Genomic DNA, 15,447 nt, shown 5'->3' on the forward strand with positions numbered 1-15,447 from the left:
TTTTGTTTGAGCAAATTTCAATACCTCTTATCAGATTAAAAATAACATTTGTTAGAAAGTGATTTGTTTTCTGATCCGACTTAAAGATTGTGGTTCCATTCCTAGAAAAGAAGCGATATTATCAATAGATACATTCAAAGCTAATTTTGGATACTGATTTACAAATTTTAGATAACGTTCTTTACCAGTTAAGGTTTGAAAATCTTTAACACGTTCTAATTTGCAACTTAAATGTTCGTTGGTTACTTCTTTGACAAAGATTGCCCAAAAATTTGTTTCCTTTTGTAAAATGTCGAAATCAAGCTTCGATATTTTTATAACTCTGGACTCTGTGATTGTTTCATAATAATCTAATGATGGTGTTTCTGTCATAAAACTATCTAAAGAAGTGAAAAAATCTTGTTCTGCTACAAGATGCTGCACAACTAGCTTTCCATCAATATTTTGATATCCTTTTACAATTCCGGTGTCTAAGAAATAAATATACCGTTCCACTTTTCCTGCCTCTAATAGATTAGTTTTAGCTGAGACTTCTTCTGAAACAAAATATTTTTTGATTAGATCAATATCTTTTTGAGTTAAAAGAACTCTGGATTGTATGTAATTAATTAGATTTTCCATTTTGTTTTGTAATGGTATTTAACGGCAATATCACTAGATGAGTGAGTCGTTTTAGCCGGTACACGTAGACCTTTTGGGTAGTTCTTTTAAGAAGTAAAGTTACAGAAATTACCATACATATAAGTAGCGCTATAATTTCAAATTTATCGATACTAGAAAATTAAAAAAAGCTCTAAAATCAATGAATTAATCTTAAAGCCTAGGGTAATAATATCTAAAATTATAAAAGGAAAGAACAGTTTTTCACTTCAGTTTTTAGTTAGTATTTATCATTATTATTAGTTGCTAACTCTTGTCGGAATCTTAAACGTTATATTTTCAAATTCACCATTTATAGTTCCAGGACTCCATTTTGGCATTTTGTTAAATACATCTAAGTATGCTTTATCAAATTCTGGATGTAAGCTTTGAATTATTTTCGGATTAATAACATTTCCCTCTTTATCGATTGTTATTTCGGCAATTATAACACCACTTACACCTGATATATCAGGATAGTCAAAATATTTTTGAATAAATCTCATAATATTATTATTCCCACCAGGAAATTGTGGTTGAGAATTACCTAAACCGTCATTTATGATTTTGCCAGCATTGAATGTTACACTTTCGATTAGTTCACCATTTGTATTATACGCTTTCCATTCACCATTTTGTAATCCGTTTTTGTAATTCCCTTTAACTTTGATTTTACCATTAGGATGATAAAATTCCCAAACACCAACCCTAACGTTTTCACCAGTATTTTCAATCCATTTTGTCTCACCTTTGTAAATTAATTCATTAGATATAAAATTATAATGTTTCCAAACTCCACTACGTATAGGGAAATCGTAACTTACTTTATTATTATAATTTATATCTAGATATTTAGAATTTTGCAATTCAGTTGCATCTATATATTTTGATCCAATAAAGGTTTCTCCGATGGCTATAGATTTTATTTCATTTTGATTGTCATCATCATATATATATAATTTAGACTTTTGGAACGTGTGTATATTATCATCGTCTAAATAATTAACCGTTAATTGCAATCTTCCACTCAAGTCATAATATTTCCATTCTCCAGCGCGGTCACTATATTTATTATATCTACCTTCTTGGGCTAATTTTCCATTATTATGGAATTGTTTAAACATTCCATTTTTGAATATTTTATTTCTTACATCATATGATTGAAATAATGTTCCGTCTTTGTAAAATATTTTCACATCTTGGGAGTAGCAATTAAGACTCAAAAAAAGCAAGAAGTTTATAGCAGTAATTTTAATTATGTTTTTCATTATCTTTTTTCCTATTAGTTACTAACGTTATTGTAAATAGGTAGTTACATATTTAAGCATGTAATTTAATAAATAAAAACGAATCTAAAATCTATAAGGATCACCTAAGTAGTCTATAACCAATGGATTAATTACAACACCTTAATCCTTTTCTCAAAAAGTTCACATACCAACTAGAAAGAATTAAAGTAAGCATTCATCTATTGCTATAGCTTTATTGGCTTATCCATATATAGAAATACAGGTTTCTATTTTACTTTAATTAATTATAAAAAAGCAAATAAAAAAAGGCTCTTGAATCAATGATTAGATTCTATGAGCCTAGGGTAAGATTGTATCAAATTGGCGAAGTGGTAGTAATAGTTTCACCTCAGTTTTTTGAGGGGTCTATAGTTTTTATATAATCGTCAATTTTTTTTCTTTGACTATTTCGTAAGCGATCGTCATAGAATCTATTCCTTCATTCCATGTTGGAAATTGATTGTTAAAATGTTTTACCATATTAATAAACCTTCTTCCTTGATGTAATTTATTTGTTTCGTCTTTATTTAAGTTTTTGAATTTAGTCAATTTATTAATCACTTCATTTAAGTTTTCTCTCGGTTCAATCAGGTTATGATTGTTAGCGTGCATTCTGAGGCTTATTTCAAACAATGCGGCAATTCCGTATATCGAATCCGGAATATCAGTATCAGTTATTTTTCCGTACTCTTTGTAGCAATCTATATAAAATTTTTGGAGAGATGGATTAGCATTAAATAATCCCAAAAAATCAAAGTCATTATTTCTTGCGATGTTGTCGGATATAATTTTCCCTTTATTATAAACTACTGAATGAGGTATTTCTCCTTTTACAGAATTGATAAATTCAAAATAATTTCCGTGTCTAATCATTTTAAATTCAGGGTTAAACTTGTCAATTTTCACGTTAGATTTTAAGACTTTCAGCATATAACCAACTGCAGTGGCAAAGGGTATAATTAATTCTTTCATTCTGATTGGATTCGAAAATTACAAGTCATTAACTAATAATAAGGTCTCTATGCTTGTTCTTTGTTGTTCATTCATAAATGTTCGCTAACTTTTTATATCAAATTAGATATACTCTTTATCTAAAAGGATAAACGGATAAGCCCTTACTTAAAAGCGACTTAACCGTTTCTCAAAAAGTATAAAAGACTACTTGCGTTCTAACCAAACACGAGCATTTACAAATGCTTCTAGCCATGGCGTTACTTCGTCATTCTTGCGGTCTGTAGGGTAGTGCGCCCAGTTCCATGAGAATGTAGATCGTTCTAGGTGTGGCATCATCACTAGGTGACGTCCATCTTCACTATTCAACATCGCAGCGTTATAGTCAGATCCATTAGGGTTTGCAGGATAACTGTCATAACCATAAGTCGCTGGGATTTGATAAGCACTGCGGTCTTTAGGTAAATGGAATTTTCCTTCTCCGTGTGCTGCCCATATTCCTAGTTTGCTGCCGGCAAGTGACTCAAGCATAATAGAATTGTTTTTGGCAATTTCTACACTAGTGAAATTACACTCAAACTTACCACTCGCGTTGTGCAACATCTTCGGCTTTTCGTCATAATCTGGATTAATTAATCCTAGCTCTACAAAGAGTTGGCAACCGTTACAAACACCTATACTCATGGTGTCTGGTCTTGCAAAGAAATTCTTTAAAGCTGTATTCGCTTTCTCATTGTATAAGAAGGCACCAGCCCAACCTTTGGCACTTCCCAATACATCACTGTTTGAGAATCCACCTACTGCGGCTATAAACTGTACATCTTCTAGTGTCTCACGTCCAGCAATTAAGTCGGTCATGTGTACATCGATTACTTCAAATCCTGCGAGGTACATGGCGCGTGCCATTTCTCTTTCAGAATTACTTCCTTTTTCACGTATTACCGCTGCTTTGATGCGTTTTTGAGGCAATTCAGGCAGTTTTCCTGTAAAATGCGCTGGAAAATTGAATTCTAGTGGTTGCTCTACATAGTTCACCGCACGCTCATCGGCCATGCCGTTAAACGATTGTTGTTGATCTAGTAGTCGTGAGGTTTCATACCACACATCACGCATGTCATCTACATCAATGATATGATCGTTAATGTCTAGTACAGCCTCATCAATCGCGTGACCTATTTTATAGAACGGTACTTCGGCTTTTAATAGCTCGCTTTCCACACTTTCATCGGTTACTTGTATTACGATCCCTGCGTTTTCTGCAAAAAGGACTTTTACCATATCATGGCCTACACCGCTCAGGTCCAGATCCATTCCTACACCTAGTGATGGGAAACACATCTCTAGTAATGTGGTGATCAATCCACCACTAGCAACATCGTGTCCTGCGAGCACTTTGCCTTGTTTTATTAAATTTTGTATTGCGGTAAACGCTTTCGCGAAAGCGTCACTATTCACAATCGTCGGGCATTCATCACCTATTGTGTTGCGCGTTTGTGCAAAACTAGATCCACCTAATTTGTGGTCATCGCCACTCATGTTGATGTAGTAAATAGGTGCGTTTTCATCACGTTGTAGTACAGGCTCAACGACTTTAGAAATATCATCACAAGACCCAACGGTACTGATAATCACCGTTCCTGGAGCAAGCACATCCATATCTGGATATTTTTGCTTCATAGAAAGACTGTCTTTACCAGTAGGAATGTTGATTCCTAGTTCAATGGCAAAATCACTAACGGCTTTTACAGCGCTGTATAAACGGGCATCTTCACCAGGATTGTTACATGGCCACATCCAGTTAGCACTTAGACTCACGCCTTTAAGGCCTTTTTCTAATGGTGCAAATACCAGATTGGTAAGCGACTCTGCAATGGCATTGCGAGAACCTGCAGCTGGATCGATTAATGCGGCAACTGGTGCGTGACCTATGGTGGTCGCCACTCCATTTTTACCATTATAATCCATCGCCATAACACCGACGTTATTTAATGGTAGTTGTAGTTCTCCACAAGTTTGTTGTTTGGCCACACGACCAGTCACACAGCGATCTACTTTATTAGTCAACCAGTCTTTACAGGCAACCGCTTCTAGTTGTAAAACCTGATAGAGGTAAAGGTTAAAGTCTTTACCTTCATAAGTTACCGGTGCATACGTACGTTTGATGGTTTTATCATCCATAATGGTTTTAGGACTAGACCCGAACATGTCTTCTAGCGCCAGATCCATAGGACTGCGACCATCTTTTTCACTAAAGGTGAATTTATTATCTCCTGTAACTTTACCTACTTTATATAATGGTGCACGCTCGCGAGCAGCAATTTCTTCTAGTACAGGTGTGTCTTTTGTATCCATCACTAATCCCATACGTTCTTGAGACTCGTTACCGATTAACTCTTTGCGAGATAGTGTAGGATCACCTACCGGTAAGGCATCTACATCGATGACACCACCAGTTTCTTCTACCAGTTCTGACAGACAGTTTAAGTGTCCACCAGCACCATGATCGTGAATCGATTTTATAGGATTGTTATCACTTTCTACCAGTCCACGTATCGCGTTTGCAGCACGTTTTTGCATTTCTGGATTAGAACGTTGTACGGCATTTAATTCTAGACCTGAGTCTAGTGCGCCAGTGTCTGCACTACTTACGGCAGCACCACCCATTCCTATTCTATAATTATCTCCACCCATAACGATGATGTCATCGCCTGCGTCTGGAGTTTTCTTTAAGGCTTGTTCTTTCTTTCCATAACCTATACCACCAGCTTGCATGATGACCTTATCAAAACCTAAGTTTTGATCACCTTCTTGATGTTCAAATGTCAATACAGAACCTGTGATTAACGGTTGGCCAAATTTGTTACCAAAATCACTAGCACCATTAGATGCTTTGATTAAGATATCCATAGGTGTTTGATATAACCACTTGCGTGCTTCAAAACCGTTTTCCCATGGTCGTTCTTCATTTAATCTCGAGTAACTGGTCATATAAACCGCTGTTCCTGCAAGTGGTAAAGAACCTTGTCCACCAGCAAGACGATCACGTATTTCTCCACCAGAACCGGTTGCAGCACCATTGAAAGGCTCTACAGTAGTAGGGAAGTTGTGTGTTTCTGCTTTTAATGATATTACCGAATCAAAAAGACTGGTCTGATACACGTCTGGTTTATTTGCTGTTTTAGGAGCAAACTGTTCTGCCTGTGGTCCTTCTACAAAGGCTACGTTATCAGAGTAAGCACTCACGATACCATTAGGCCAGCGTTTTGAAGTCTCTTTAATCAATTTGAATAGGGAAGTAGGCATCTCTTCTCCATCAATAATAAAAGTACCATTGAAGATTTTATGACGACAGTGTTCACTATTTACTTGAGAGAAGCCAAAAACTTCACTGTCTGTAAGCTTACGGTCTAGTTTTTCAGAAAGCTGGATCAGATAATCGATCTCATCATCGCTTAGCGACAATCCTTCTTGCATGTTATAAGCAGCGATATCGTCTATCTCTAAAACACCATCTGCAGTTACATTAATATCAAATTGTGACTGGTTAAGACCGTCAAATTTTTGCAATAACATTTTATCATACGGTGAGCTTTCCTCACAAGTATGGAATTGTTCTATTCTTAGAATTCCTTTAATTTCCATGTTTTGGGTGATTTCTACAGCATTTGTAGACCATGGAGTAATGGTGGTTGCACGTGGTCCCGTAAAGAATCCCGATAATGCATCGGCTTCTAGTTTTGGAGCATCGGCAAAAAGCCATTGTAATTTTTGATCATCCTCTGCAGAGATCGGTGCTTGGGTTTGTACTGCGTAAACTGACTTGGACGGATTTCCGTAAAAATGAATCATTATGAGCGCTTTTATGGGCTTTTGCAAAGATACTTTTTTAGGACTTTATTTTTAGGGTTTCCGCTTTCGCGAAAGCGGAATTATTAACGACTTGTTTACAATACAGTAATCTGTTTTATTTAAATATCTTTGACCGCTATGAGGCTACTGAAACTGTGCAATATTTTTGGTTTATCAATAAAAAAAGAGCCTTGAAAAAAGGCTCTTTTTTTATGAGGTATGTGAATTGCAATTACCTTACGATAACTTTAAAGGTTTTGCTTTGTCCTTGAGACATTACGTTCACAAAATAGATACCTGTATGATTGATAATTAAACCATCGTTATTGGAATAATTGCTTTTAATTCTTCTTCCTGAAACGTCATAAACGGTTACATCTTCTATCAACTCATCATTATTAAAACGAAAGACACCAGATGATGGATTAGGATATATAGTTAAGTTGATGAATGTATTATCGTCAATACTAGCAGTACTTCCATAGGTGTGAGTACCTAAATCGCTAGAAGTATCTTGTGTGAAAACATCCCATTCGCCTACTTTATCAAATACGGTATTAGGACCAGTCACACTAGCTTTGCGCACTAAAGTTTGGTCTTTTTCAGAGTCGGCGCTGCTATTAGGATCTCCAACTACATCTAGTAATACTCCAGCTCTAAACAATCCTACGGCATCGTTACCATTAAAGTTCATAGGAGCGCTACTTACAGCTTCATCAGATTGAGCTATAATGTTAGAGTCACTAGCTTGGCTATTTGTTACAACATAAACATCTTGATCAGCCAGTGTGCCCATTAATGCTCTAGGACTAGCCCAGCTACCACTACCATTAGTGCTTATTTGCAAGGTGTAATTAGATAAATCTACAGACGCACCTGTAAAGTTTGCGATTTCAATAGCTTTATTGTTACCACTACCTTCTATATATTCTGATATGAACAAGTCACCAGCAACACCAGAACCACCATTAGGGTAGGTCACGATGGTAAAATCATCTGGTAGATTATCACCGTCAGAATCGTTATTCGTAAAGTTATTAGGATCATCACTAGCTACATTCAAAGTACCATTAGTGCCCGTGGCGTTATAATCTGCGGCAAGTAATAATTGATTAGTGATACAACCACAGCTATTGGTAGCATCTGCAGCCGTTAAAATATAGGTAAATGTACCAAATGGATTACTTAAGGACTGTCCAGCAGCAAGACTAGCCACCTGATTACCAGGATTAAATGTTCCTAGCGGCGACGTAGCTCTTAAATTATAAAGTGTTGTTGTACCAATGTTTGCGATATCATAAGTATACTGAATTTCATCACCAGCATCAACAATAGAATTTCCATTGATGTCCACATAAGTACCAGATAGAGTAGGGAATAAAGTTCCGCTACCAGAACCACCAGTTCCACTCCATATCATTGCTACATATTGTGGATTATCTATATAAGGATTTCTATTACCTTGAAAATTATAAATCTCATTATTACGTTCCACCTCACGTGGACTAACAGGATCTTGTGCGTGCCAGATCAACATTTGATCGATAAACCATTGTTCGTACCAGCGATTTTGTGACCCATCACGCGGATCATAGTTCGAGGCATTAGGATTATCCCATGAAGAATCATTGTAGTTATCTTCATAACGAGTGGCAAAGTATAACATCATACGAGCCACATCGCCTTTAAATTCATCAATAGGTTCAAAAACTCGATCGGTATAACCTGGTGATATGGAATTTCCCCATTTACTACCGTTGGCATAAGTAGTTTGAGCTGTTCCTACTTCTCCAAAAGGGTAATTAGCACGTCCATTATTTACAAACCCGTCTGTAGGAATCACATGGTGCGCATCATGACGTGGAGTAGGATTTGCAGAGCTATTAAAAAATCCTTGCGGAAAAATATGTTCTCTGTTATAACATAATCCTTCTTGTGTAATACTAACACCGCTACAGTCCTGTGTCAATCCAAAGTTATAAGAATCTGCACCTGCAGGATTTTCGGAATAAATATCTAGAATGGTATTGGTTTGCGTTCCGTTATCATAGTAATCGTCATTATCTGATGTTGCATATAAAGTATATAGTGCATCATAACTTTGAGGATTATGACCGGCAGTGATAATATTTTTTAATTCTGTCTTAAGCGGATAACCGGTTAACCCATTTGCAGTGTTATAATAGCCAGTAGGAATCTGTCCTAAAGCCGTAAAACTTATAAATAGGATAAAGAAAACAAAGTTTTTCATATCATAGGGATTATAGTAGCGTTGTGACGATACTTTATAATTGTCGTAATTATTATTTTTTCTTCATCAATGCCATGTAGAAACCGTCAAAGCCATCTCTATGAGCTAGTAATGATTGCTCTTCTACTAATTCAAACGTTGCACCAGCTTCAGATTTTAAAAATTCTTGAACTTGATTTTCATTTTCTGATGCAAGAATAGAACAAGTGGCATATACCATCATACCATCTGGCTTAACCACTGTACTGTATCGTTGTAAGATGTCTTGTTGTGTTGCTCTTATCTCATCTATAAACTCAGGTTGTAATTTCCATTTTGCATCCGGATTACGACGTAAAACACCGAGACCACTACATGGTGCGTCGATAAGCAAACGATCCATTTTACCGGCTAGTTTCTTAATGACTTTAGTAGAATCTATCAGACGAGTTTCTATATTATGTGCACCTGCACGACGTGCGCGACGCTTCAGCTCGTTTAATTTGCTTTTGTAAATATCTGTCGCAATGATCTGGCCTTTATTTTCCATTAATGCTGCGAGATGCAATGCTTTCCCACCAGCACCAGCACAGGCATCCATGACGCGCATTCCAGGTTCTACTTGTAAAAATGGGGCGATAGTTTGTGATCCAGCATCTTGCACTTCAAAAAGTCCATCTTTAAAAGCCTGCGTCATAAAAACGTTTGCTCTTTCCTTAAGGATTAACGCTTCTGGAAAGCGGTCTTGCTGACTTACAGCAATTTCTTCAGACTGAAGTTTTTCTTTAAGCTCTGCTGGCGTTGTCCTTAAGCTATTAGCTCTTAAGACCACATCGGCCTGTTTATTTAATGCACTAGCTTCTTTTTCCCAGATACCACCCAATTCTTTAAGGGCTAGCTCATCCATCCAGTCTGGTAAAGACTCTCTGAAAACACGATTTTTACTTAACTCATCAAATCGACCTTTAATACGTCGTTCAGGAGTATTGTAATATTCTTCCCATGCAGGCACAGCATGACCTTTAAGAACAATCCATACGGCAGTCATGCGCCATAGGTCGACAGGTTTAAAAGGTTCGTGTACATTGGCAATCTCTGCATACAACCTTTTATATCTTACGATATCATAGGTGGTTTCTGCAATAAAACCTCTGTCACGAGAACCCCAACGAGTATCACGTTTTAATATTTTTTGAATCGCTTGATCTGCATATTTACCATCGTTAAAAATGTTATGCAATGCGTCTACGGTAGCCTGAACTAAATTATGATGAAATCTCATTTTGCAAAAATACGTTTATTGCTGCTCATCTTTAAAAAATGAGAGCTCCTTTTTTAGTAGATGGAGCTGTTTTGGGATACGCTTTCGCGAAAGCGTGTAATTAAATCGTCAAATCTTTAAAAAGGTCATTATTTTTGTAACATGAAAAAAATAATTTATATCCTTGCTGCTATAGCGGTATTATCGTGTAAAGAGTCTGAAAATAAGGCTCTTGAAAAAGAGGTGGTTCAAGTTGTAGCTCAAGATGCTACTATTGAGATCACACCAATATTAACTGATTCTATAAGTGTTAGAGCGCTAGATTATGGTAATGGAAATTACTGGTATGCAGGTAGTAAAGGTAGTTATGGTAGTATCGATGTGACTACTGGATCACCTACACGTGGGCTTATTAAACTTAATGAAGATGAGGATGTTGAGTTTAGATCTATAGCGACTACTTCTAATTACACTTATATATTAACGGCTGGTAATCCTGCGCTTATTTATAAAATAGCGCACAAGGATGGCGCTGTAGAACATGTTTATACAGAAGTAGAAGAACGTGTCTTTTATGATTCTATGAAATTTTGGAACGATGATGAAGGAATTGCAATGGGTGATCCCATGGGTGGATGTTTCTCTATTATCAAAACTTATGATGGTGGTAAAACATGGGGGAAACTTCAATGTACAGAATTACCAGATTTTGTTCCAGGTGAGGCGGCGTTTGCGGCGAGTAATTCCAATATTAAAATCTTAGGTGATCAGGTGTGGTTAGTGACCGGTGGTGCGATGGCACGCGTTATTTATAGCGATAATAGAGGTTCTAACTGGCAAATATTTAATACTCCTATTATTGCTGGTGGAGAAATGACTGGAATTTATGCTGTAGATTTTTATGATAAGGATCTAGGTGTTATCATAGGTGGCGATTGGAATAAGAAAAAAGATAATAAGTATAACAAAGCAATAACTCGCAATGGAGGTAAATCATGGAATCTCCTTTCTAATGATGCAGGACCAGGATATTGCAGTGATATCATCTTTATTCCAGATACCAATGGCCAGGAATTACTTGCAGTAGGTTCTCCAGGGATATGGTGGAGTGGTAATCAAGGTAAGGATTGGAAACAATTATCTGATAAAGGATTTTATACGGTTAAAATGATAGATTCGATGAACGGCTATCTTGCAGGTAATAATCGTATCTCAAGTTTTAAAATCGATAGAAAGTAAGGATGAAAGTCGTTAATCTATGTTAAATTGCAGAGTATTAATCGATGAAATGCATTTTTGTTATTTTAATAACACGCTGTGAGTCAGTGAACTAGATTTTCATCGATATTTTTATCGTTAAAAAACATGGTTTAAATACAGAATACTTAAACACAGCTGTATATTTGACACGGTTTAAGTAAATAAGCAAAGTCTTTGAAATACAAACGTTGTTTATTAAAATAAAGCGGTGGAGATCGCTTAGAAAGAGAGGAGGAGTCCTCTCTTTTTTTTTGCTCTAAATTCTAGGATGGGTTCTTTCCCAGTTTCTTGCGACCTGAGATTCGTTTTTTAAGTATTTGATATATTGTGCTACGATAATAGCTGAGATCTTTTTAGGATCGAATAAATTACGTTCATTGAAGTAAGTCTGTAATCTAGATCCATCAATGATTCCCCAATTGGTTCTGATCCATATACCCAATCCGCCTGTGTCAGAATTATACTTATCAGGTTGATTTTCTAGAGATACAAGAATTTTGCGTTCTTTTTCAGGCATGATTTTATCTAATTGAAGAAAAGATTCTTCTAGAGATCTAGGAATGAAAAAGCCGTTGATAGTGTCTAATCGTTCTCTTCTTATTCTTTCTTGTTTTAAAGCTTTATCATGAGCTATCTTTTCATCTCGAGCCACATTATCGTTAGGATTGCGATAACTCATTGCATAATAATTGAAGTACTGCTTAGGTAATACATTATCAATAGTGGCTGGATCAAAATTGATGTCATCTATGTATTTTACAAGATCTTCCTTGTTAAATTTTGCGTCTATATTCAAAGAAGTGAGTTCCAAAAAGCCAAAACGAGTCATGTATCCAGACATGGAAATGTTATAGAGTTGAAACTCTTTTGCCGCGTTTTTATCATTTTTAGAAACAGACTTTAAATTGTATCTTTTTTCTAAAAGGCGATTTAATGTTTCACCAGATTTTTTTTCAGTGAATTGATCGATGGTCATTCTTGTTTTAGGCACATTAAGAATGACTGTTTTTGGAATAGGAAAGTCTTTAATAAAGGGAAAGAGTTTCTCAAAATCTACATTCTTTTCTAATACTAAATCATCTGTATGGAATACACTTATCTTTTTCTGACCACTAACGGTATAAATGATGTTGTCTTTGATAACAAGCATTTTGTTATGAAGCCATTCTTCACCTTCATCCATACTGCGCAAGACTTTTTTATAGTCTGCTTTACCATAATCGCTTCTCTTGTAGTCTATAACAGCATCATAGTTATTATATAATACCGTACAATCATTTTCTTTGCTACTACAGGCTGCATATTGATCTGTGGTAAAACTACCGAAGAGTAAACCTTCTTTATAAACTACCACATTGTCAAATTCTTTCTCGGGTCTATATTTTTTGTTGTGGTAATAAACAACAATTTTCCCATCATTAGACAGCACGATACGTGTACTGTTGTCTAATAACATGTCAAAAGATCTCGGTATTTGATACATCAATTGATCACCATCATACACATAGGAAACACCATCTATATTTCCAGGTGTATTATCAAATGCAATAGATTTTATTTTATAAGAACCGTTTTCAGAAAAGGTCTCAGATACTGGTATGCTATTGAGTCCATCTTGCGCGGTAGCTATTGATGTCCCTAACAACAACAGCATAAGTACGATGTACTTATAATTAAATGCTCTTTTCATGTTCACAAAGTAAGCATAAAACTACTTTGATGTCAATATTTTATAGGGTCAAAACTTTGAAGTGAGTGTTTTATAAGATTAAAAACCCATTTGCTTTAAGTTCTTCCATAGGTTCTGAAAACCAAAACGTTTCAAATTGTTCCCATTGAGACTCATAACTGTTCTTCATACTACCATAAGTCGTTATTGCGCTGGCTTCTGGTGTAGACTTCTCTAATTGCTCTATCAACCAATCAGCCTTAGATTCTTCTAGCTCAATTTCAAACCAATCAGTTGCTTGGTGAAATTGAAGTTTTAAAGAGCTGATTTCTTTACCCTTTTTATGAATTGTAGAAGTAGCAACAAGTGGAGCATGACCCAGCCATACCATTTTATGATTAGATTTAGGAGCTTTATAGGTCTCTTGATTTAGGCAGTCTTCTATATAATGAGGATCAATTTGACTTTGAGGAACTTTAAAGTCAAACCAGTCTTGTAAATCAAGCTCAAAACCTATTCCGTGCATATAATTGAATAAAGATTTCTTCAATCCATAACTAAACTGCTCGTGATCTACTCCAGTAGGATCATCAAACTGTACATCATTATTTGCAAATGATATAGGATTCAACTTCGGTGTAATACCAAATTCCTCAGGATTCAGACCTACAGGACTATGTGCTGTAAGCGCAAATTGATGCCAGAATCCACTTTGTATTATTCCTAATTCAAATAGTTGTCGCACCATTTCCAGACTGTCCACGGTTTCTTGAACCGTTTGAGTAGGATAACCGTACATTAAGTAAGCGTGTACCATGATACCAGACTCGGTTAAGTTTCTGGTGACTTGGGCTACTTGAGCAACGGTAACTCCTTTGTCAATTAATTTCAGTAAACGATCTGATGCTACTTCTAGTCCACCAGAAACGGCTATACATCCACTCGCTTTTAGTAAGTGACATAAATCTTGAGTAAAGTTCTTTTCAAACCTGATATTGGTCCACCACGTGACGGATAGTTTTCTTTTTAAAATCTCTAGTGCTACAGCGCGCATTAATGCTGGTGGCGCCGCCTCATCTACAAAATGAAAACCGCTTTCTCCAGTTTGAGCAATGAGCTCTTGCATACGGTCTACTAAAATACCGGCAGCAACTGGTTCATAGAGCTTGATATAATCTAGTGAGACATCACAAAAAGTACATTTTCCCCAATAGCAGCCATGAGCCATAGTCAGTTTATTCCAGCGTCCATGGCTCCATAAACTATGCATAGGATTTGCAATTTCTATGACAGATATATACTCATCCAGTAGTAAATCACTATAATCTGGTGTGCCAACTTGACTTTGTTTGTAATCGCTAGCCGTGCTGTTGTTTTTATAAACCACCTTATTGTTTTCTAAAATAAAGGTGCGTTTAAAAACGCGTTGTTTTTCACAATTTAAAACATCGTTTACTATTAATTCTAATGGCAATTCTCCATCATCGAGTGCGATGTAATCTATGAAATCAAACACGCGCACATCAGTAACAGAGCGCAATTCGGTATTAGCAAATCCACCGCCAAAAGCAATTTTAATCTTCGGATAATGCTTCTTGATAAACTGACCACATCTCAGAGAACTATATAAATTACCAGGAAATGGTACGGATAAACAAACCAGTTTTGGTTGTACTTCTTGAATTCTTTTTTCTAGAATATCTAAAGTGATTTGATCAATTGGAGTAAGGTCGCTCTCGAGATGTTCATAGATCTCGTCAAAGCTATTGGCACTCATTCCTAAACGTTCTGCATAGCGGCTGAAACCAAAATTTTCATCCACACATTCTTTGATGAAATCTGATAGGTCTTCTAAATATAAAGTAGCGAGATGCTTGGCTTTATCCTGCATTCCCATATTCCCAAAAGCCCATTCCATATCATCCAGTTGCTCAAATCGAGATGCTCTGGGTAGGTAGTTATGGGTGCAAATTTGTCTTGCAAGTGTTTCATTATGACCTTGTAAAAAGGAAATTACAGGTTCCAGAACTTGTAAATACTGATCTTGTAAGGTATAAATACGCTGGCTATTTTGAGATGTAATACGTCCATTATCAAATGCTTTTTCAAACATGGACTCCATACCATTTTTAGAAAATAACCCTAGAATTACTTCTATACCTAAATCCATCTGGAATGCACTCACCTCTTTGGTATTCAAGAAACCTTTGATATAAGCCGTCGCTGGATACGGTGTATTCAGTTGGGTAAATGGCGGCGTTATCAGTAGTAAATCTCTTTGTTCCATAAAGCAGGTTAC

At 36.1% G+C, this 15,447-nt stretch carries 9 protein-coding genes; 1 reads left to right on the plus strand and 8 read right to left on the minus strand.

Annotated features, from left to right (window positions below; translation table 11 throughout):
* Window positions 1-51 precede the first annotated feature (51 nt).
* From R1T42_RS03205 to R1T42_RS03230, 6 genes are all read right to left on the minus strand, one after another.
* Entirely contained in the window at window positions 52-621 is a 570-nt protein-coding gene (locus R1T42_RS03205) for a Crp/Fnr family transcriptional regulator (protein WP_317291276.1), read from the minus strand.
* 278 nt (window positions 622-899) lie between these two features.
* The gene (locus R1T42_RS03210; protein ID WP_317291277.1) at window positions 900-1,907 is read right to left on the minus strand and encodes an energy transducer TonB; all 1,008 of its coding nucleotides are present in this window, start codon (window positions 1,905-1,907) and stop codon (window positions 900-902) included.
* Window positions 1,908-2,303: 396 nt separating this feature from the next.
* The gene (locus R1T42_RS03215) at window positions 2,304-2,900 is read right to left on the minus strand and encodes a hypothetical protein (RefSeq protein WP_042270549.1); all 597 of its coding nucleotides are present in this window, start codon (window positions 2,898-2,900) and stop codon (window positions 2,304-2,306) included.
* Window positions 2,901-3,086: 186 nt separating this feature from the next.
* On the minus strand, window positions 3,087-6,728 hold the full coding sequence (purL, locus tag R1T42_RS03220; protein ID WP_317291278.1) for a phosphoribosylformylglycinamidine synthase: 3,642 nt from the start codon (window positions 6,726-6,728) through the stop codon (window positions 3,087-3,089).
* A gap of 232 nt (window positions 6,729-6,960) precedes the next feature.
* Entirely contained in the window at window positions 6,961-8,979 is a 2,019-nt protein-coding gene (locus R1T42_RS03225; protein ID WP_317291279.1) for an endonuclease, read from the minus strand.
* A 52-nt stretch (window positions 8,980-9,031) separates the two neighbouring features.
* On the minus strand, window positions 9,032-10,240 hold the full coding sequence (locus R1T42_RS03230; protein ID WP_317291280.1) for an RsmB/NOP family class I SAM-dependent RNA methyltransferase: 1,209 nt from the start codon (window positions 10,238-10,240) through the stop codon (window positions 9,032-9,034).
* A 141-nt stretch (window positions 10,241-10,381) separates the two neighbouring features.
* Here R1T42_RS03230 and R1T42_RS03235 point away from each other — a divergent pair, with 141 nt between their 5' ends.
* Window positions 10,382-11,458: a WD40/YVTN/BNR-like repeat-containing protein gene (locus R1T42_RS03235; protein WP_317291281.1), complete on the plus strand. Its 1,077-nt coding sequence runs from the start codon at window positions 10,382-10,384 to the stop codon at window positions 11,456-11,458.
* Between the two features lie 277 nt (window positions 11,459-11,735).
* On the opposite strand, the gene R1T42_RS03240 is transcribed toward R1T42_RS03235, so the two are convergent.
* Window positions 11,736-13,169, minus strand: a complete 1,434-nt coding sequence (locus R1T42_RS03240; protein WP_317291282.1) for a DUF6794 domain-containing protein — start codon at window positions 13,167-13,169, stop codon at window positions 11,736-11,738.
* 70 nt (window positions 13,170-13,239) lie between these two features.
* Window positions 13,240-15,435, minus strand: coding sequence for a B12-binding domain-containing radical SAM protein (locus R1T42_RS03245; RefSeq protein WP_317291283.1), 2,196 nt, complete (start codon window positions 15,433-15,435; stop codon window positions 13,240-13,242).
* Between the last annotated feature and the right edge of the window lie 12 nt (window positions 15,436-15,447).

Origin of the sequence: Nonlabens ulvanivorans (genome assembly GCF_032922765.1) — a bacterium.
Lineage (GTDB): Bacteria > Bacteroidota > Bacteroidia > Flavobacteriales > Flavobacteriaceae > Nonlabens > Nonlabens ulvanivorans.